This window comes from Paludibacterium yongneupense DSM 18731 (genome assembly GCF_000422925.1).
GTDB lineage: Bacteria > Pseudomonadota > Gammaproteobacteria > Burkholderiales > Chromobacteriaceae > Paludibacterium > Paludibacterium yongneupense.
Genome location: NZ_AUGZ01000039.1, coordinates 11789 through 30865 on the forward strand (window position 1 = coordinate 11789; position 19077 = coordinate 30865).

17 protein-coding genes are annotated in these 19077 nt (G+C 60.8%); 12 read left to right on the plus strand and 5 right to left on the minus strand.

The features are described 5' to 3' along the window. Positions 1-220: 220 nt before the first annotated feature. The 8 genes from dapC (at position 221) to G520_RS22755 (ending at position 6341) form a co-directional block, all read left to right on the plus strand. A complete protein-coding gene (gene dapC / locus G520_RS0113085; RefSeq protein ID WP_028536060.1) occupies positions 221-1411 on the plus strand; it encodes a succinyldiaminopimelate transaminase in 1191 nt (396 codons plus the stop codon). Between the two features lie 45 nt (positions 1412-1456). After that, positions 1457-2281, plus strand: a complete 825-nt coding sequence (dapD, locus tag G520_RS0113090; protein WP_028536061.1) for a 2,3,4,5-tetrahydropyridine-2,6-dicarboxylate N-succinyltransferase — start codon at positions 1457-1459, stop codon at positions 2279-2281. 195 nt (positions 2282-2476) lie between these two features. Continuing rightward, the gene (locus tag G520_RS0113095; protein WP_028536062.1) at positions 2477-3295 is read left to right on the plus strand and encodes an ABC transporter ATP-binding protein; all 819 of its coding nucleotides are present in this window, start codon (positions 2477-2479) and stop codon (positions 3293-3295) included. Next, entirely contained in the window at positions 3288-4073 is a 786-nt protein-coding gene (mlaE, locus tag G520_RS0113100) for a lipid asymmetry maintenance ABC transporter permease subunit MlaE (RefSeq protein ID WP_028536063.1), read from the plus strand. Before G520_RS0113095 ends, mlaE begins: the two co-directional genes overlap by 8 nt. 11 nt (positions 4074-4084) lie before the next feature. Then, positions 4085-4573: an outer membrane lipid asymmetry maintenance protein MlaD gene (gene mlaD, locus G520_RS0113105; RefSeq protein ID WP_028536064.1), complete on the plus strand. Its 489-nt coding sequence runs from the start codon at positions 4085-4087 to the stop codon at positions 4571-4573. Positions 4574-4615: 42 nt separating this feature from the next. Continuing rightward, the gene (locus G520_RS0113110) at positions 4616-5236 is read left to right on the plus strand and encodes an MlaC/ttg2D family ABC transporter substrate-binding protein (RefSeq protein ID WP_028536065.1); all 621 of its coding nucleotides are present in this window, start codon (positions 4616-4618) and stop codon (positions 5234-5236) included. Continuing rightward, complete coding sequence (locus G520_RS0113115) at positions 5233-5511, plus strand: STAS domain-containing protein (RefSeq protein ID WP_036666311.1); 279 nt, start codon at positions 5233-5235, stop codon at positions 5509-5511. The genes G520_RS0113110 and G520_RS0113115 overlap by 4 nt, the downstream gene beginning before the upstream one ends. A gap of 29 nt (positions 5512-5540) precedes the next feature. After that, complete coding sequence (locus G520_RS22755; RefSeq protein ID WP_282705163.1) at positions 5541-6341, plus strand: MlaA family lipoprotein; 801 nt, start codon at positions 5541-5543, stop codon at positions 6339-6341. On the opposite strand, the gene G520_RS0113125 is transcribed toward G520_RS22755, so the two are convergent. Genes G520_RS0113125 through G520_RS0113135 form a run of 3 tightly spaced genes read right to left on the minus strand, consistent with a single transcriptional unit; the run spans position 6342 to position 12088 of the window. Continuing rightward, positions 6342-7787, minus strand: coding sequence for an efflux transporter outer membrane subunit (locus tag G520_RS0113125; protein WP_028536067.1), 1446 nt, complete (start codon positions 7785-7787; stop codon positions 6342-6344). Next, a complete protein-coding gene (locus G520_RS22760) occupies positions 7780-10908 on the minus strand; it encodes an efflux RND transporter permease subunit (RefSeq protein ID WP_051229385.1) in 3129 nt (1042 codons plus the stop codon). Before G520_RS22760 ends, G520_RS0113125 begins: the two co-directional genes overlap by 8 nt. 13 nt (positions 10909-10921) lie before the next feature. After that, positions 10922-12088: an efflux RND transporter periplasmic adaptor subunit gene (locus G520_RS0113135; RefSeq protein WP_036666313.1), complete on the minus strand. Its 1167-nt coding sequence runs from the start codon at positions 12086-12088 to the stop codon at positions 10922-10924. Positions 12089-12342: 254 nt separating this feature from the next. Between G520_RS0113135 and G520_RS0113140 the strand changes: the two genes are divergently transcribed. The 4 genes from G520_RS0113140 to murA are packed head-to-tail and all read left to right on the plus strand — an operon-like array spanning position 12343 to position 15530. Continuing rightward, on the plus strand, positions 12343-13245 hold the full coding sequence (locus tag G520_RS0113140) for an ABC transporter ATP-binding protein (protein WP_028536069.1): 903 nt from the start codon (positions 12343-12345) through the stop codon (positions 13243-13245). Continuing rightward, entirely contained in the window at positions 13245-14000 is a 756-nt protein-coding gene (locus tag G520_RS0113145; protein WP_028536070.1) for an ABC transporter permease, read from the plus strand. The genes G520_RS0113140 and G520_RS0113145 overlap by 1 nt, the downstream gene beginning before the upstream one ends. A 21-nt stretch (positions 14001-14021) precedes the next feature. Next, positions 14022-14270 (plus strand): BolA family protein, encoded by a 249-nt coding sequence (locus G520_RS0113150; protein ID WP_028536071.1) that lies wholly within the window; start codon positions 14022-14024, stop codon positions 14268-14270. 6 nt (positions 14271-14276) lie between these two features. Next, on the plus strand, positions 14277-15530 hold the full coding sequence (murA, locus tag G520_RS0113155) for a UDP-N-acetylglucosamine 1-carboxyvinyltransferase (protein ID WP_028536072.1): 1254 nt from the start codon (positions 14277-14279) through the stop codon (positions 15528-15530). Between the two features lie 81 nt (positions 15531-15611). On the opposite strand, the gene G520_RS0113160 is transcribed toward murA, so the two are convergent. Together G520_RS0113160 and G520_RS0113165 are read right to left on the minus strand one after the other, a co-directional pair. Further along, a complete protein-coding gene (locus G520_RS0113160; protein ID WP_156876943.1) occupies positions 15612-18248 on the minus strand; it encodes a hypothetical protein in 2637 nt (878 codons plus the stop codon). Between the two features lie 164 nt (positions 18249-18412). After that, positions 18413-18811, minus strand: a complete 399-nt coding sequence (locus G520_RS0113165) for a type III secretion system chaperone (protein ID WP_028536074.1) — start codon at positions 18809-18811, stop codon at positions 18413-18415. Between the last annotated feature and the right edge of the window lie 266 nt (positions 18812-19077).

Below are 19077 nucleotides of genomic sequence, written 5' to 3' on the forward strand. Positions count from 1 at the left end.
GCAACAGCAAGACCGACAGATTGCGCAGGCGCGTGCGTCGGCCCTTGCCGGCTTCGATGCAACAGGATTTCATGGCAGAGGCCTCGGGATCGGAAGATGTATCAGGTTACACTTTACACTTGCGATTGAATTGCATTTACTTCAAGTAAAACGTAATGTCGTTTTACAAGCATCACCTTTGTTTTTTAAGATGACCCTTTGCCCCGCCCGAGATGCGCGCATGAACCCGCTTCTGAAAAAATTGCAGCCCTACCCGTTTCAGCGCTTGCGCGCCCTGCTGGCAGGAACGGTGCCATCCAAGGACAAGGCAGCGATCAATCTGTCCATCGGCGAACCCAAGCACCCGACCGCCGACGTCATTTGTCAGACCCTGACGCGATCGCTCGACGGCCTCGCCCGTTACCCGGCGACCCTGGGTTCGGTCGAACTTCGTGCCGCTGCCGCCTCCTGGGCAGGCAGACGCTATGGAATCGAGCTCGACCCCGAGCGTGAAGTTCTTCCGGTCAACGGCAGCCGCGAGGCATTATTCGCCTTCGCGCAAACCGTCATCGATCCGGCGGCCAACAGCATCGTCATCTCGCCCAACCCGTTCTATCAGATCTATGAAGGTGCGGCGCTGCTCGCCGGCGCAGAGCCCTTCTATGTAAACTGCCTGCCGGAGAACCGCTTTCAACCCGACTGGTCGACAGTACCCGAAACCGTCTGGCAGCGCACCGCCCTCGTTTTTGTCTGCAGCCCGGGCAACCCGACCGGCGCGGTGATGGATCTGGACGACTGGCGCCGCTTGTTTGACCTGTCCGACCGCTATGGTTTCGTCATCGCCTCCGACGAATGCTATTCCGAGATTCATTTCGGGAAACCACCGCTGGGCGGCCTCGAGGCCGCGCGCAGCCTGGGCCGTGACTTTCGGCGCCTGGTGATGTTCACCAGTCTGTCCAAACGGTCCAACGCGCCCGGCCTGCGCTCCGGCTTCGTCGCCGGCGACGCTGCCCTGCTGGAAGCCTTTCTGCTCTACCGCACCTATCACGGAAGCGCCATGAGCCCGGCCGTACAGGCGGCCAGCCAGGCGGCCTGGAATGACGAGAACCATGTCGAAGCCAACCGCGCCGCCTATATCGAAAAATTCGACGCCGTCACCCCGCTGCTGTCAAGCGTGCTGCAGGTCGAACGTCCCGATGCGTCTTTCTATCTGTGGGCCAGGGTTCCCGGCGGCGACGATGCTGCTTTCGCCCGCGAGTTGTTCGAGCAGGAACACGTAACGGTTCTGCCGGGCTCTGTTCTGGCTCGCGACGCGCATGGCTGTAACCCGGGCCGCGGCTATATCCGCATCGCGCTGGTGGCACCACTGGAGGAATGCCTCCAGGCCGCGCAGCGGATCAGGCAATTTGTCACATCCTATTTACCAACGTGATCGACAATGACAACATCCATCCATATCGCCAAAGGTCTCAACACCATGCACCCGCTCCAGCCCCTGATCGAGGACGCGTTTGAACATCGCGCCGACATCACTCCGGCGACCGTCTCGTCGGAGCTGAAAAGCGCCATTGAACAAGTCATCGACGAACTCGATTCCGGCAAGCTGCGCGTGGCAGAGAAAATCGCCGTCGGCCAATGGCACACGCATCAATGGCTAAAAAAGGCCGTGCTGTTGTCTTTCCGCATTCGCGACAACATCGTTATGGATGACGGCGTCACTCGCTACTTTGACAAGGTCCAGCCGAAATTCGCCGACTGGGATCAGGCGCGCTTCGAACAGGGCGGCTTCCGCGTCGTTCCCAATGCCATGGCGCGCAAAGGCTCCTTTATTGCCCCCAACGCGGTGCTGATGCCGTCCTATGTGAATATCGGCGCTTATGTCGATGAAGCCACCATGGTCGACACCTGGGCCACGGTCGGTTCCTGCGCCCAGATCGGCAAGAATGTCCATCTTTCCGGTGGCGTCGGCATCGGCGGCGTGCTGGAGCCGCTGCAAGCCAACCCGACCATCATCGAAGACAACTGCTTTATCGGTGCGCGCTCGGAAGTCGTGGAAGGCGTGATCGTGGAAGAAGGCTCCGTGATCTCGATGGGCGTATTCATCGGCCAGTCGACACGTATCTTCGACCGGGAAACCGGTGAAATCCATTACGGACGCGTACCGGCGGGTTCGGTTGTCGTTTCCGGCAGCCTGCCGTCCAAAGATGGCAGCTACAGCCTGTATTGCGCGGTCATCGTCAAGAAAGTCGACGCGCAGACCCGTTCCAAAACCAGCATCAACGAGCTGTTGCGCGGTATCTGACCGTCGCGGCGGTTCGAGCCGGCAAGCGCCGCGCGAGAACTTTGCAGCAACTTGCGCGACAAAATACAGGTGCGGTGTCGTAATTCGGCGCCGCACCGAGCGATGTAATTTGGCGAATTGCGGCCAAACCGCTAATATTGCCTAAGCAAATAGTACGGGTACGCGCCGCGCACCTGCAACCCAACCGGATAGTCTGTGTCTTCTGACCCTTTCATAGAATTCAGAAACGTCAGCTTTGCCTACAGCGGACGACCGATTCTGAAAAATATCAACCTGCGCATCCCGCGCGGCAAGCTGGTCGCCGTCATGGGCGGCAGCGGCAGTGGTAAAACCACGCTGCTGAGCCTGATATCGGGCCAGAACCGCGCGCAGCATGGGCAGGTTCTCGTCGACGGACGCGATGTCGGCCAGATGACGGGACGCGAACTGTACGAGCATCGCCGCCGTATGGGCATGCTGTTCCAGTTCGGCGCCCTATTCACCGATCTGTCCGTTTTCGAAAATGTCGCCTTCCCCTTGCGCGAGCACACCCGCCTGCAGGAAAGCATGTTGCGCGATCTGGTATTGCTGAAGCTCAACGCCGTCGGCCTGCGCGGCACGCAGGAACTGATGCCTGCCGAGTTGTCGGGCGGCATGTCGCGTCGCGTCGCCCTCGCACGCGCCATCGCCCTCGATCCGCAGCTGATGCTGTACGACGAACCGTTCACCGGACTGGATCCGATATCGTTGGGCGTGATCTCGCTTCTGATCCGGCGGCTGAACCAGGCATTGGGCACCACGGCCGTGATGGTCACTCACGATGTCCACAAGTCGCTGGATATCGTCGACCACGTCTACTTCGTGGCCAATGGCGAGATCGTGGCCGAAGGGACTCCGGAACAGGTCCGTGCCTCGGAGCTGCCCTGGGTGCACCAATTCGTTTACGGCGAAGCCGACGGTCCCGTGCATTTCGCCTACCCCACTTCGACTTCGCTCGCCGACGACCTGAACCTGGGGGACGTGAACCATGCTTGAAACCTTGCTCTTCCCGTTTCGCCATATTGGCCATCTGACGGTAAACGCCATCTGGCGCCTGGGCTTCGCCTGCCGTTTCCTGTTCGCCGTACTGAAGGCATCGGGACAGTGCTTCACCCGCTTCGGACTCGTCGTCCGCGAAATGTACTTCGCCGGCGTGCTGTCCCTCATAATCATCATCGTTTCCGGCCTTTTCGTCGGCATGGTGCTCGGCTTGCAGGGATACAACACCCTCGCGCGTTTTGGCTCCTCGGATGCACTCGGTGCGCTGGTCGCCCTGTCGCTGCTGCGCGAACTCGGGCCGGTGCTCGCCGCCCTGCTGTTCGCCAGCCGCTCCGGTTCGGCCATGACCGCCGAAATCGGCCTGATGAAGGCGACCGAGCAGCTTGACGCGATGGCCGTGATGGCCGTCGACCCGCTGGCCCGCGTCGTCGCACCGAGGTTCTGGGCCGGCATCCTGTCGATGCCGGTGCTGGCGGCCTTGTTCAACGTCATGGGAATACTCGGCGGCTACCTGGTCGGGGTCGTCATGATAGGCCTGGACAGCGGCACCTACTGGTCGCAGATGAACAATTCGGTCGACCTTCATTTCGACGTGGTCAACGGCCTGATCAAAAGCCTGGTGTTCGGCATTGCCGTCACCCTGATCGCGGTATTCGAAGGTTATGATGCCACGCCGACAGCGGCCGGCGTTTCCAGTGCAACCACCCGTACCGTGGTGACCTCGGCGCTGGTGATCCTGGCTCTCGATTTCATACTGACGGCATTCATGTTCTAGGAAAAACCATAATGAAACGCTCTACTATTGACTTGTGGGTGGGCATCTTTGTCGCCATCGGCATCGCCGCCGTCACCTTCCTGGCGTTAAAAGTTGCCAACCTGACCCCTCAGAGCAGCGATTCGACTTACACTCTTTACGCCGATTTCGACAATATCGGTGGGCTGAAAGTCAAGGCACCGGTAAAATCGTCGGGAGTGGTTGTCGGACGGGTATCCGCCGTCACTCTGGATACCAAACGCTATGTGGCTCACGTCGCGCTGACGCTCGACAACCGGTATCGGTTCAGCCGTGACACCAGCGCCGAGATCCTGACTGCCGGCCTGCTGGGCGAGCAATACGTCGGATTGACCCAGGGCGGTGACGACGTCAATCTGAAAGCGGGCGACACGCTTGCCATCACATCGTCGGCTCTGGTTCTGGAACAATTGATCGGCAAGTTCATGACCAGTTTCGGAGAAAAAGGCGGCGACAGCCACGCAGCCAGCGCAGCGAAGTAACAGTTTATTTTTGCAAGCCAACTTTACGTACCGATTGAAACCATGAAAAAACTGATCTTTGCATTCTTGTCGTGCCTGATGCTCGGCGTGGCGGCCCCGTCTTTTGCCAGCACCGACGGCCCGGCGGAATTTGTCCGCGAAAACGCCAAGCAGGTACTCGACCTGCTGAAAAAGGACGACGGGAAGAACTCCAGAAAAATCCGCGAGCAGCTCGAGGCCCTGGTTCTGCCCAAGTTCGACTTCAAGCGCATGACCGCCTTCGCCGTCGGCAAAAACTGGCGTGTCGCGACGCCGGCACAACAAACCGAGCTGACCGCGCAGTTTCAGACGCTGCTGACCCGCGTTTATGCCTCGACCATGACGCGTTACAAAAATGCCCAGATCGACGTCAAACAGAATGCCGTTCTCAGCCCCGGCGGACTGGAAGCTACCGTGAAAACCGATGTCACCCTGCCCAACGGCTCGGATAAAAAGCCGATTTCGGTCGATTACACGCTCTACCACACTCAGCAAGGCTGGCGCGTCTACAACGTCAGCGTCGAAGGCGCGAGTCTGGTGACGGCGTACCGCAACCAGTTTGATACCGAAGTACGAAGCAACGGCGTCGATGGCTTGATCCGCTCGCTCAGGGAAAAAAACGCCAAACTGGGTAGCGGTGCATGACCGTCACACAGCGGCTGAGCGGCCGACTCGACATGGACCATTGCGCCACGCTCGCGAACGATCTGGGTGCACAGATTCGCAACAGCGATCTGCACCTCGATCTCTCCGGCATCGATGCGGCCGATTCCGCTGCCCTGGCCTTATTTCTGGAACTGCTGCGCCAGAGTCGGAGCAGCGGGCATCGTCTGACTCTGTCGGCACTGCCGGCCGCGCTCAGCAGCCTGGCCCATCTCTACGAAATGGATAACCTTTTGACCTCATTGGTGGAAAGATGAAGACCGCTCTTCGACTCGTCGTTCTGTTTATGGCCCTTGCCCTCAGCGCATGCGCATCCGTGCCGAATTCCCCGCAGGACCCGCTGGAGCCTATGAACCGGGCGATCTACAGATTCAACGATGTCGCCGACAGAAATGTCGCCAAGCCCCTGGCGGAAGGCTATCGCTATATCACGCCCCAACCGGTACGCAGTGCGGTCGGCAATTTCTTCGACAACATCCGCGATGTCTACAGCCTCGGCAACAACATCCTGCAGGCTGAACCGGAAAAAGCGCTCAACGACCTGATGCGCGTCGCGATCAATAGCACTTTCGGCATCTTCGGCCTGATCGATATCGCCACGCCAGCGGGCCTCAAGAACAATAAGACCTCGTTTGGCGACACCCTGGCCGCCTGGGGCTGGAAAAACAGCAGCTATCTGGTGATCCCCTTGCTCGGACCGAGCACGGTACGCGATGGCACCGGCATGGGCCTCACCACCGTCCTGGCATCGGATCGCCCTTTGTACGGAAACTCGGCCACGGCCAACGTTGCCCTCGGCGTCAATCTGATCAGCAAGCGCGAAAGCCTGCTTGGCGTGGAAGATACCGTGAACGAAGCCGCACTCGACCCCTATAGCTACACGCGCGATGCCTATCTGCAAATTCGCAACAAGCAGGTAGGCGCCCCTCAGACGGAACTGCAGCAGGAAGAAATGAACATCGACGAACTGATGGGCACCGCGTCGGCCCCCGCGGCCGAGGTCCCCCCGGCCGCAGCATCGGCTCCGGCCGCAGCATCCGCGCCGGCGGCGGTCTTGCCGCGCAGCGACGCCTCCGCCGCTCATTGATCATCCAGGCCGCCTCTCCCGCATCGCCTGCGGGAGCCGGGCGGCCGGTTCCGGTTTCCGCTCCCATCCTCCGCCCAATGCCTTGAACAGATTGATCGCCGTATCCAGTCTGTCCAGTCTTGCCTGCACCAGATCCAGTTCGGCCTGAAAAGCATCGCGCTCGGCATCGAGAACTTCCAGATAAGCCGAATACCCGTTATCGTAGCGAAGCCGGGATAGCTGCAAGGCAGCCTGCGCGGCGCGCAGCCTGTCGTGTTGTGCGAGCTCGCGTTCTGCCATCGCCTGCTGGGCAGTCAACGCATCCAGCGTCTCGCGAAACGCGTTTTGTACTGCATACCGGTATCCTGCCAGCGCCTGGCGCTGGCGCGCATCGACCACGTCGACATTGCTGGCCGTCGCGCCGAAATCGATGAGCGGAGCCAGGACGTCGGCACCGAAACTCCAGGTCCGCGCGGGCCCGGTGAACAGATTGGCCAGTGCCGTGCTCTGTGTGCCCAACGCCCCCGTCAGGCTGATGCTGGGGAAGAACGCCGCACGCGCAGCCCCTATCTGCGCATTGGCCGCGATCAGTTGCTGTTCCGCCTGCGCCAGGTCCGGCCTGCGGTCGAGCAACTCGGACGGAAGACCGGATGGCAGGACCAGCGGCAAGTCTTGATCGATCAGGGCTTTGCCGCGCAACGGTTCCAGCATCATGCTTCGTGGCGAGGCACCGATCAGAACAGCCAGCGCGTGCTCGGTCGTCTCTATCGACTGGCGCAGCAGAGAAACCGCGACCCTGGCCTCATCCGCCTGGGCTCTGGCCTGGTGCCAGTCCAGCGCAGACGTCAACCCTCCGCGAAAACGCGCTTCGCGCAAGGTCAATGATTCCAGCCGACTGCTCAAGGTCGCGGCCGCCACCGTGCTTTGCGCATCCAGCGCGAGCAACTGGAAATAGGTCTGCCCGACACGAGCCGCGAGTGACAGGCGCGCACCATCGTACGCATAACGGTTGGCAGCGAGACTCGCCTGCGCCGACTCGCGGCGACGCCTGAGCTTTCCCCAGAGATCGATTTCCCAGGACAAGGCGGCACCGGCCGAATCGATCTGCGTGACTTGCGCTGCCCCAGGCCGGGTGGTGAATGCAGAGCTGCGGCCCTTGTCGTAGGACAGGCCGGCATCGACCCTGGGCAACAGAGAGGCTCGCGCCCCATGTAATGCAGCCTGCGCCTCGTCCACCCTGGCTGCGGCAGCGGCCAGATCCTGATTGTATTCCAGCGCCGTTGCAATCATGCGGTCGAGGACGGGATCATCGAACGTCCGCCACCATGCGCCATCCTCGAGCACTGCCGGAGTTCCTGTCGCTTTCCAGGCGGCCGGCAAGACGCTCGCGGGGCGCACGTAATCGGGCCCCACTGCACATGCGGCCACAAGCAGGACGGGCAGCAAGGACAGACCCCGTTTAATCATGCCCCACCTCCTGCCGGCGGTCTGCGGCATCGCCCTTTCCCCGCACGATCAAACGGAAGAACAGGGGAATGAACAGGATGGCCACGATGGTGGCCGCCAGCATGCCGCCGATCGCTGCCACGCCAATGGTGTGCCGACTGGCCGCGCCCGCGCCATGGGTGATGGCCAGCGGCACGCACCCAAGAATAAACGCCAGCGAAGTCATCACGATAGGCCGAAACCGCAGCCGGGCGGCTGCGAGCGCCGCCTCGGCAAGGCTCCCTCCCTCCTCATGCTTGAGCACGGCAAATTCGACGATCAAAATGGCATTTTTGGCCGCCAGACCGGTCAGGGTAAGCAGCGCGACCTGAAAATACACATCGTTGGCCAGCTGGCCAAGCCAGGTGGCGACGAAGGCGCCGAACACGGCGAACGGAACGGCCAGCAGCACGGAAAACGGCAGCGCCCAATCTTCGTATTGCGCCGCCAGAATCAGAAACACCATGATCAAGCCGAACCCGAACACCCGCCCCGACGTGCCTTGCACCGAGCGCTCCTGAAATGCGGTTCCAGTCCACGCCAGGGTGAAATCGGCAGGCAAGACCTGGCCGGCTGCCGCCTCCAGGGCGGCGAGCGCCTCACCCGAGCTATGGCCAGGCGCGGGGCTGCCGACGATCTTGGCAGCGGGGAACAGATTGAACCGGTCTTGCGTTTCGGTGCCGGTGCGCTGCCGTACCGTGATCAGCGCTGCCAAAGGGATCATCGCGTTATTCTGGGAACGAACATACACATTACGGATATCGTCGGGAGCAGAACGAAAATCAGCGTCGGACTGCAGTTGAACGCGAAAGGTCCGCCCGTACAGATTGAAATCGTTCACGTACAAAGCGCCGAATGTGCTCTGCATCGTATCGAATACATTGCTGATGGAAACACCGAGTGCGCGCGTTTTTTCCCGATCGAGATCGAGATAGATTTGCGGTACGTTCGCGCTGTACGTCGTCTGCACGCCACTCAGTTCCGGTCTTTTCCCGGCCGCTGCCACCAGTTTTCTCACCTGCGCCTCCAGCTCCGCTGGCGAAGCACCGGCACGACTCTGGATATAGGCTTCGAATCCCCCTGTATTCGACATCCCCGTTACCGGTGGCGGGTTGAACGGCAGGATCAAGGCATCGCGCACGGCCTGTCCACGGCGGTAGATATCGACCAGCACTGCCCGGACACCGGTTTGCGGCGTCGTGCGCATGTCCCAATCCTTGAGCGTGACAAAGCTGACCCCGGCATTGGTTTTGTAGGCACTGCCCAGCAAATCGTAGCCAGCCATCGTCACGACATCGCGTACGGCTGGATTGCGCATCGTGATGGCATCCAATTGATCGGCCACGACTTGCGTACGCTGCAGAGAAGCGCCATCCGGCAGCCGCGCTGCCGCCAGAACATAGCCCTGATCCTCGTTCGGGACCAGGCTTCCCGGCACCGTGCGTGCGAGAACGAAGATGGCGGCCAGCATCAGGACGAAGAGGCCGCAAGCCAGGACCGGGCGCCACATCAGAAAAAGCGCGGCACGCACATAGCGCGTGCTCAGGCTGGCAAATCCGCGATTGAATGCACGGAAAAGCGCATTTGGCATGGCACGCCCCGGCCTGAGCAGGAGCACGCACAAGGTCGGGGTCAGCGTCAGCGCCACCAGCCCCGAGATCACGACCGAGCTGGCGATGGTCATGGCGAACTGTTTATACATCTGTCCCGCGATCCCGCCGAGAAAGGCAACCGGGATAAAAACCGCGCACAACACCAGCACGATGGCGACCACGGGCCCCGTCACCTCGCGCATCGCCTTGATCGTGGCGGCAAGCGGGGGCAGCGCCTCCTGTTCCATGATGCGTTCGACGTTTTCCAGAACGACGATGGCATCGTCCACCACCATGCCGATCGCCAGCACCATGCCGAACAAGGTGAGAGTGTTGATGGAAAACCCAAATAGATACATCGCGGCAAACGTGCCGACGATGGAGACCGGCACTGCCAGGCAGGGGATCAGCGTGGCGCGCCAGTTCTGCAGAAACAGGTAGACGACCAGAAACACCAGCACGATCGCCTCGCCCAGCGTTTTGATCACCTCCCTGATCGATACCCGGACAAAGGTCGTCGTATCGTAAGGAATGCGGTACTGCAAGCCATCGGGAAAGGAGCGCGCGAGCCTGACCATGGTGGCTTGCACCTGCTGCGCCACTTCCAGCTGGTTGGCACCGGGCGACAGGTAGATCGCAAGGGGCACGGCCGCCTGTCCATCGAATCTGGCGCTGAAATTGTAATCCCTGGCACCCAGCTCGACGCGTGCCACATCCTTGACGTGGATCACCGATCCATCCGGATTGGAACGCAGGATGATGTCCTCGAAGGCTTGTCTCGTCAGCAGCCGCCCCTGCGTAGTGACGGTATAGGTAAAATCGAGGTGGCGGGTGCTGGGTTCGGCACCGACCTTGCCGGCTGCATATTGCGAGTTCTGCTCGTTGACCGCCTGCGCAATATCGCCGGTGACCAGTCTGTATTGCGCCATTTTGTCAGGTCGCAGCCACAGCCGCATCGAATAGTCCTTGGCCCCGAAGATACCGGCGTCACCTACGCCGGGAATGCGCTTGAGTTCATCAAGGACATTGACCAGGGCGTAATTGCTGATGAACAGCGCGTCGTAGCGCTGGGAGGGTGAAAACAAGGTCACCATCTGCAGGATGGCCGTCGATTTTTTCTGCACCGAGACGCCAATCTTGCGCACGGGCTGGGGCAGCAGGCTCAGAACAGACTGGACCTTGTTGTTGACATTGATCGCGGCCTGGTCGGGATCAGTACCAATGGCAAAGGTGACCGTCAGGGTCAATTGGCCGTTGCTGGCGCTGGACGACTGGATGTAGAGCATATTGTCCACACCGTTGATGCTCTGTTCGAGCGGCGCCGCGACGGACTGCGCAATGACATCGGCCGACGCGCCGTCGTAATACGCGGTCACCGCTACCTGCGGCGGTACGATGGGGGGGTACTGTTCGACCGGAAGGGCCTGCAGGGCGACCAGGCCTGCCAACAGGATGACAAGAGAAAGGACCGTGGCCAATACCGGGCGTTTGATGAAAATTTCAGAGAACATGCCGCCGCCTCCGTCAGACTCGACCCGGACTGCCGGATAGCGGCGGCAGGGATACGAAATCGGGTTTGACTTCATCTCCAGGATGCAGCCTGGAAAGGGCATCGATAATGACCCGATCGCCTTTACCCAGTCCGTGCTCAACCACCAGATCGTCCCCCACCTCATCGCTGCCATCGATGTCACACAAACGGGCACGGTTGTGATTGTCGAGCACCCAGACCTGCTTGCCCTGCTGCGTAGTCAGTACCGCCCGGGCAGGCACAAGCACCGCGTTGACTCGCTCGATCCCCATGATACTGACCCTGACGAACTGCCCCGGCATCATGGCGGCATCCGGGTTGGGAAATACGGCGCGCGCCCGTATCGTCCCGGTCGACGCATCGACCCCGTTATCGGTGAAATCGACTTTCCCCACCCGCGGATACTCGCTGCCGTCGCCCAGCCGAATCCGTACCTGCAGCTTGTCCCGCCGCAACAGCACCTTACCTGCCCCGATCCCGCGCTTCAGTTTCTGCAACTCGCGGTCGGTAAATGAAAAATTCACGTATAGCGGGTCTATTCGGAAGATCGTCGTCAATTTACTGCCATCGCCCGACGGGCTCACCAGGCTGCCGACGGATGGGATCTCCATGCTGGTCAGCCCGGAGATCGGCGCGGTGACGCGGGTATATGCCAGGTTGATTCGGGCCTGTTCCAGATCCGCCCGTGCCGCCACAACCGAGGCGGCGGCGGCGGCAAAAGACGTCGTCGCATCATCCAGATCCTTGCGGCTGACCGCATTCTTCTGAAACAGAGGCCGCACCCGCTCGAAGTCCGCCCGCGCCCGCGCGAAACTGGCCAGTTGGACAGCCAGTGTACCGCGTGCCTTGTCCAGAGCAGCACGATAGGGTGCGGGGTCGATCAGAAACAGACTCGCACCGGCCTTGACCGCACGCCCTTCGGTATATGTCCTCTGCAACAGGATGCCCCCGACCCGCGCCCTGACGTCGACCTGAAGCGACCCCGCAGTCAGCCCGGGATAGGATGCCGGAATAGTGACGGTCCGCGGCTCGATCTGGATCACACTGGCCGCCACAGGGGGAGAAGGTGGAGGGGCTTCACTGTTGCCGCAGGCGCTCAGTGCACACGTGCAGGCAGCGGCAAGGCTTGAGAGCAGCACACGGTAAATGAACGAAGACATGTAACGCTTTCAATAAACTGATTTAACTGTTATTGATAGATACATGTCGCGCAAATAAATATCAAGAATTTTTATCAGGCCGTGCGCCCGTCATTCGGCCCGCGCTGCGCCCGCGCCCGCCTGGATGGCGCAACAGGCGGCAATAAACCCTTATTTTCTCTAGGTTTTTCATACGTTCGCTTACAGAAATGCAGCTGACAGGCGGGGCGGTTTCCCGGTATAATTGCCGCTTTTCTCTAAACACCCCGGCCACCATGCCCAGTGCCATTTCGATTCAGGCGGTCAGCAAGCGTTTCGGCCAACTCCAGGCACTCGATGCCATCAGCTTCAATGTGGAACAAGGCGAATTTTTCGCTCTGCTGGGCCCCAACGGCGCCGGAAAAACAACCCTGATCACGACGATGGCGGGTCTGACCCGCGCGGACAGCGGTAGCGTTCGCATCATGGGTAACGATGTGGTCACCCAATTCAGAGAGGCGCGACGCAGCCTCGGCGTGGTACCGCAGGAGCTCGTATTCGACCCTTTTCTGACGGTCCGGGAAACGCTACGTTTCCAATCCGGCTATTTCGGCCTTCCCAGAAACGACGTCTGGATTGACGAGTTGCTGCACAAGCTGGGCCTGGCCGACAAGGCCGACGCCAATATGCGGGCCCTGTCCGGCGGCATGAAACGACGGGTCATGGTTGCGCAGGCCCTGGTACACCGACCGCCCGTCATCGTACTCGACGAGCCGACCGCAGGTGTCGATGTCGAGCTGCGACAGAGCCTGTGGGAATTCGTGCGTGAACTCAATGCCGCCGGCCACACCATCATTCTGACGACACACTATCTGGAAGAAGCCGAGACCCTGTGCAGCCGCATCGCCATGCTCAAGAACGGCCGCCTGATCGCTCTCGACAATATGGACAAACTGCTTGCGCACAGCGCGCGCCGGGAAGTCGCGCTCAAACTGTCGGCCGCGTTGCCGGCAGAGCTGGAAGCACTGCGGCTAAGGCAGGAAGAGGGACGGCATATCCTGCAATTGCAGGATCTTGGTCAGTTGGAAAACGTGTTAAGCATACTAAGACACCGCAATATAACGGTCAGAGAACTGAACGTGATAGAGACCGACCTGGAAAGCGTGTTTGTCAAAATGATGAATGGGGTAACGGTTTGATGCAGGGCTTTCTGACGTTGCTGAAAAAAGAGCTGGTTCGTTTCTGGAAGGTATCCTTCCAGACGGTGGCCGCACCGGTGCTCACCGCGTTGATGTATCAGTTGATCTTCGCGCATGTCATGAACAGCCATGGCCAGGTCTACCCCGGTGTCAGCTACACCGCCTTCCTGATTCCCGGACTCGCGATGATGTCGATGGCGCAAAATGCGTTCGCCAACAGTTCTTCCAGCCTGATCCAGTCCAAGATCACCGGCAACATCGTTTTCCTGCTGCTGCCGCCGCTGACCGCCACCGAGTTTTTCGGTGCTTACCTGATTGCCTCCATCGTGCGCGGTCTGGCGGTTGGCGCAGGCGTCCTGCTGGTCACGGCCGGTTTTGGGCTCCCGCTACCGGCCCATCCCCTGTGGATGTTGACGTTCGCGTTCCTTGGAAGCGGCGTACTGGGCGCCCTCGGCGTCATCGCCGGAATCTGGGCCGAAAAATTCGACCAGTTGGCCGCCTTCCAGAATTTCTTGATCATGCCGCTGACTTTCCTGTCCGGCGTGTTCTATTCGATCAACGGCTTGCCGCCGTTCTGGCGCGAGGCGTCCCACCTCAACCCGGTGTTCTATATGATCGATGGATTTCGCTACGGTTTCTTCGGCCAGGCGGACGTCCACCCCGCACTCGCCTGCGCCGTAGTCGCTGCAAGCTTTTTACTGTTGTCTTCGCTCGCGTTGTGGCTGATCAAGAACGGCTACAAGCTGCGTCATTAGGATGCTTTCTCGGGATTAACGATGGTTACCGCTGAACAGGTCGAAAATTACATCTCCGCCGGCATGCAGTGCTCGCACATCGAAGTAGAGGGAGACGGGCAGCATTTCTATGCCAAAGTCGTCTCGCCCGACTTCGAGGGTAAGCGCCTGGTGGACCGCCACCGCATGGTAAAGGAAGCCATCAAGGCTCGCCTTTTGAACAACGAAATTCACGCGCTCTCCATCGTCAAGGCCATGACCCCTGACGAATGGGAAAAACAACAGGGCTGATCAGCAATGGAAAAACTTCTCATCCGCGGCAATGGGCCGCTCAACGGCGAAATCCGTGTTTCCGGGGCCAAGAATGCCGCCCTTCCCATTCTCTGCGCCGGCCTGTTGACCGCCGATACGCTCAAGTTGAGCAATGTCCCGATGTTGCGCGACGTGGCGACGACGCAGAAGTTGCTGCAGGGCATGGGCGCACGCGTCATGACCGACAATGTACAGGAAGTCGAAATCACGGCTTCCGGCATCGACAATCTGGTCGCTCCCTACGACCTGGTCAAAACCATGCGCGCCTCCATCCTGGTGCTCGGCCCGACGCTCGCACGCTTCGGCGAAGCCACTGTCTCGCTGCCAGGCGGGTGCGCTATCGGTAGCCGTCCGGTCGACCAGCATATCAAGGGGCTGGTTGCGATGGGGGCCGAAGTCACCATCGACCATGGCTACGTCAAAGCACGTACCAGCCGCTTGCGCGGTGCAACCATCGTCATGGATATGGTCACCGTCACCGGCACCGAAAACCTGTTGATGGCTGCAGTCCTGGCCAAGGGCACCACCGTGCTGGAAAACGCGGCTCGCGAACCGGAAGTCACCGACCTGGCCCTGTGCCTTAACAAGATGGGCGCCAACATCACCGGCATCGGCAGCGACCGGCTGATCATTGAAGGGGTCGAGCGGCTCCATGGCGCCGAACATGCGATCATGCCCGACCGCATCGAGGCCGGAACCTTTCTCGTGGCCGGCGCCATGACGCGCGGCCACGTCGTTCTGCGCAATGCGGCGCCCAAGACCATGGAATCGATACTCGACAAACTGGCCGAAACAGGTGCGCTGATCGAGGCCGGCGACGACTGGATTTCGCTCGACATGAAGCACCGTCCGAAGGCGGTCAATGTCCGTACCCTGCCTTACCCGGCCTTCCCGACCGACATGCAGGCGCAGTTCATGACGCTCAACAGCATCGCCGAAGGCGCTGCCGTGGTTACCGAGACCATCTTCGAAAACCGCTTCATGCATGTGCCCGAGCTCAATCGCATGGGTGCCCGCATCGAAGTCGAGGGCAATACCGCGTTCATCAAGGGTGTGGAAAAACTGTCGGGTGCCACAGTGATGGCTACCGATTTGCGGGCCTCGGCAAGTCTGGTCATCGCCGGGCTGGTCGCGGAGGAAGAGACCTATGTCGACCGCATCTATCACCTTGACCGCGGCTACGAGCACATCGAGAGAAAGCTCAACGCCGTCGGCGCCCAAATCGAACGCCTGGTCTGAAATCGGCCGCGGCATGAAACGCCCGTGTCTGCGTCAGCAGGCACGGGCGTTTTTCGCTTGCGGGGGGCACAGGATATCCGACTAATAGTGGAACCGCGCTGCGCTATCCTGCTTGAACACCTCGTACTGGGCTTCAAGAACGCTCTCCAGCATGGTCAACGCCGATTGACGGCACTGAGCATCCAGCGGATTGGCACGCAGGCGTTCGCACGCTTGCCACAGTTCCCGCTTCATGGCCGCATGTCGGGCCTGGGGCGAGGAGTACGCCTGTTTTTCCAGCTCTGGCGCTTCGCGCACTTCGTCCAATCTTTCCATCATTGCAACGGCTTCGGCGTGAACTGGCCGTGCTTTATCACCGATGCCCGCCAGCAGCCGGCACAAGGCGTCTTCATGCGTTGCGACAAAGCGCTGCCATTGCTGCGGCTGTTTGGCCGACTTCGTCCCGTTGTATTTGAGCTTGACGTAAGCGAGGGTATCGCTGCCCAGCCACTCCTTATGCACCGTGGTCACCCGCATGCCTGCACCGACCCCCATTTTCACGCCATGCGACGTAGCCGAGACGCGCCCCCCCGCCGCCGCGGTCTCGATGGCACGGGCATACCGCAGGCGGTAGGTTCCATCCTCGCCTTTGCCCAGGCTCAACTCCAGCGCCATGCCGCTCTCAAGCTTTAACTCGCCCGCCAGGTCGGCGAGCCCGATGTCGACACCTCCCTGCCCGGCCTCGCCCAGGCTGCGCGCAAGCCTGCTTTGCAATGCAGCGAATACGGCCGGCGACAGGACCGTCTGCCCACGCAAACCGATTTCGATGAACTCGCCATCGGAATCGGGATTCGCATTGTGCACGACGTGGCGATGCCGCACTTCCGCCTCGAGCGAAGGCGCCAGTCCCCCTGCCAGCCCCAGCTCCAGCTTGAGGTTGGCCGAAAGCCGGGTGTCGTAACCACAGGTCATCGACGGTAGCGACAGGTATTTGCGCACCTGCTCCTGACTCAAGCTCAATGACGGTTGGCGATACTCGCTTTCGATCTGCTGCAGCAGCGCATCGAAGGCGGGGTCGACACAGTGCGAGGGCTGGTCGGCTCCAAAGCTCGACTGATAGAGATCGCAAAGCAGGACGTGGGCTGCGATTACGGCTTGCAGGTATTGGCCCCGGCCATGCGCGCCGCGATGGGCTTCGAGTCCATGCTTGACACGCTGCAGGTCGGACTGCGTCGCGGAGCGGCCAAGGACGTCCGCCGCGAGGTGTTCAGGAGCCGCATGCGGCTCGGCTTCCAGGCCGTCGTAGCGGTTCAGCACCGCACAATAGTTTTGATATTCGCAAAACAGCGAAAACAGGGCCTCCTGCAATTGCAAACGCACGGTATCGACTTTTTCGTTCGCACGGAAATAGCCCGGCGCGTCTCCATCCCGGCTTTCTGCCCGCGCTGCGGCGAGTTCTTCTTTCTTCTGTCCTGCCCAGACGAGTCCCTGCTCGCCCGGGTAACTCCGCCACTGCGCGCGACTGTCCGAGGGATCGCGCAGGGCGATGCTGAAGCCGGCCCGGCGTCTTTCGTGCAGCAAAGCCGGCTCCTGGCGCAAGGTATCCAGCAAGGGAACATATTTGCAGGTCACATTCAGGGTACGCGCCAGCGTCAGCGACCCGGCCAGCGCCGCCTGCTTGCTCGCCCCCAGACGTCCGGCAACGCCAGCCGACAGTTCGAAGCTGCGCACGGTCTGTGGCGGAGCCTGTGTCTTCGATGCCAGGGCCAGCGTCTCGCCTTCTTGCAGCACACCAAGCAGTTGCAGATCATGTTGCAGGCGATGCCCCTGTGTTCGGGCGTACTGCTCGAGGACATCGGCCTTGTGACTCTGCCAGGCGCCTCGCATCGACGACATCAACCCACCCGGCTCGCCGGCAAGAATGGCGAGCAAGGAGTCGGCGTAGTAATTCACGCAGTTTTCTACCGAGGGAAACACCTTCGCCGCTTTGACGCCTGCGGCGGCCGTCGCGCTGCCAGCCAACGGCGACATTCCTGCAATGCCGGCTTTCGCGCCCAGCTTCAGTTCGGCTCCCGCCTTGTGCGTCACCAGCAGTCTCTCGCTATCCGATACCGATACGGAAAATTCATAGCCAAGCCTCAGTGTGGCGGAGCCCAATTCCAGCCCGAACAGTCCGGCTGCGGGCCCGATTTCCACCCCTACGGCAAATTGGCGCATCCCGCCACTGACATGCGAGGCGGCCAGTTGCGCGTGCAATTGCTGCTTGAACTGTTCTTTCAGGGCTGAGGCGCCGGCGCTCCGGATCTGCAGGGCCAGACGCGCCATCGCATCGCGGCGATGTCCTTCCGGCATGGCTTTGATCAAGCATTCCATGGCCAGGCAGGTGGTGGCGATCGTGTCTGGAGTGGATGCCGCGCGCCAGGCGGCAATGGCTTTTCTCACCTCGGCCATTTCCGGCCGCTTCTCGAATTCCGTGCCGAGCAGAGTCAGCGATTTCTCGATGAGCGCCAGATCGGTCGGGCTCATTTCGACGCGCAGCGCCGCGGCGGCAATCCGCTCGCGTCCTTGAGCCGATGTGCGGCCATGGAAGCGTGCCAACGTGCCTGCGCTACTGAGCAGGCTCTTGAATTCGGAATCGGTGAGGGGACCGTCGCGCCGCCTTGTCGCCGCACTGTTTTCAAGCACGGCGCGACTGGGTGCCGGGATTTTGCTCCATTGCTCACGCTGTTGCGTAGTCATGCGTGCCATGAGATTGGGAGTGAATGAGCAAGGCGCCGATTCATGGGTCGGCGCTGCCGGAGGCCGCAGATCCGGGGACAATACGGCCGCGGACGTCGCTCGTGACGCGGCAACGGGACGACTGGCAAGAAAGCATGCGCCAGCCTGGGCATGGGCAATTTCGGTCATGCCATCGCTCCCGGGTAGTGCGCTTTCGGATCGGATGGTGCATCGAGCTCGGTCTGCCAGCGCCGTGCGGCAGCGATGAAACGGTTGTAGTGCGTAGCCAGCGCAGGCTGGCACTTATCGTATAGTCGAAGCGACAGAACGATGCGCCGCTCGTCGAACACGGACAAGGTTGCGCCGCCGGTTTGGCTCCAGAAACTGTTGGCGGCGAGCAGCTGCATGGCCCTGCCGTCATCGTGCAGCACGCCGACTTGCGTATAGAGCGTCAACTCGCCCTCGCGGCAGTGGAATCCGATTTGAAGGCCGCTCGTTGCATCGACAATGCTGTCCAGCCCGTCTTCGTCGAAGGCAGTGGGGATGCCGGTCAGTTGCGAAATTGCTTCTTGCCACTCGATCATGTTGCTCTCCCTGTACGCATTAAGCACAGGGTACGGAAGCGTAGGCGGCGTATCTTCTGCAAATAACACGATATCTTCGCAATTTGTTTCATTTCATCGCAAGTGATATCTGTCGGTTTTTTCCTGGCAAAGGGGGACAGCAACGCCGGGTCCGCGGGCGTTCAGGGGCTATGGACGGGGGTGGCGTCTCGTTCGTGGGGGGCGATTGTCCGTGGCCCGACGACGAGCCGGCCTCCCGTCCTCCTTCGGGTGTTCAGGCGTCGGCC

Excerpts from the sequence above, each read along its gene's own strand:
- dapC (WP_028536060.1), top strand. The coding sequence starts at position 221 with ATGAACCCGCTTCTGAAAAAATTGCAGCCCTACCCGTTTCAGCGCTTG.
- dapD (WP_028536061.1), top strand. The coding sequence starts at position 1,457 with ATGCACCCGCTCCAGCCCCTGATCGAGGACGCGTTTGAACATCGCGCC.
- mlaE (WP_028536063.1), top strand. The coding sequence starts at position 3,288 with ATGCTTGAAACCTTGCTCTTCCCGTTTCGCCATATTGGCCATCTGACG.
- mlaD (WP_028536064.1), top strand. The coding sequence starts at position 4,085 with ATGAAACGCTCTACTATTGACTTGTGGGTGGGCATCTTTGTCGCCATC.
- G520_RS0113110 (WP_028536065.1), top strand. The coding sequence starts at position 4,616 with ATGAAAAAACTGATCTTTGCATTCTTGTCGTGCCTGATGCTCGGCGTG.
- G520_RS0113115 (WP_036666311.1), top strand. The coding sequence starts at position 5,233 with ATGACCGTCACACAGCGGCTGAGCGGCCGACTCGACATGGACCATTGC.
- G520_RS22755 (WP_282705163.1), top strand. The coding sequence starts at position 5,541 with ATGGCCCTTGCCCTCAGCGCATGCGCATCCGTGCCGAATTCCCCGCAG.
- G520_RS0113125 (WP_028536067.1), bottom strand. The coding sequence starts at position 7,787 with ATGATTAAACGGGGTCTGTCCTTGCTGCCCGTCCTGCTTGTGGCCGCA.
- G520_RS22760 (WP_051229385.1), bottom strand. The coding sequence starts at position 10,908 with ATGTTCTCTGAAATTTTCATCAAACGCCCGGTATTGGCCACGGTCCTT.
- G520_RS0113135 (WP_036666313.1), bottom strand. The coding sequence starts at position 12,088 with ATGTCTTCGTTCATTTACCGTGTGCTGCTCTCAAGCCTTGCCGCTGCC.
- G520_RS0113140 (WP_028536069.1), top strand. The coding sequence starts at position 12,343 with ATGCCCAGTGCCATTTCGATTCAGGCGGTCAGCAAGCGTTTCGGCCAA.
- G520_RS0113145 (WP_028536070.1), top strand. The coding sequence starts at position 13,245 with ATGCAGGGCTTTCTGACGTTGCTGAAAAAAGAGCTGGTTCGTTTCTGG.
- G520_RS0113150 (WP_028536071.1), top strand. The coding sequence starts at position 14,022 with ATGGTTACCGCTGAACAGGTCGAAAATTACATCTCCGCCGGCATGCAG.
- murA (WP_028536072.1), top strand. The coding sequence starts at position 14,277 with ATGGAAAAACTTCTCATCCGCGGCAATGGGCCGCTCAACGGCGAAATC.
- G520_RS0113160 (WP_156876943.1), bottom strand. The coding sequence starts at position 18,248 with ATGACTACGCAACAGCGTGAGCAATGGAGCAAAATCCCGGCACCCAGT.
- G520_RS0113165 (WP_028536074.1), bottom strand. The coding sequence starts at position 18,811 with ATGATCGAGTGGCAAGAAGCAATTTCGCAACTGACCGGCATCCCCACT.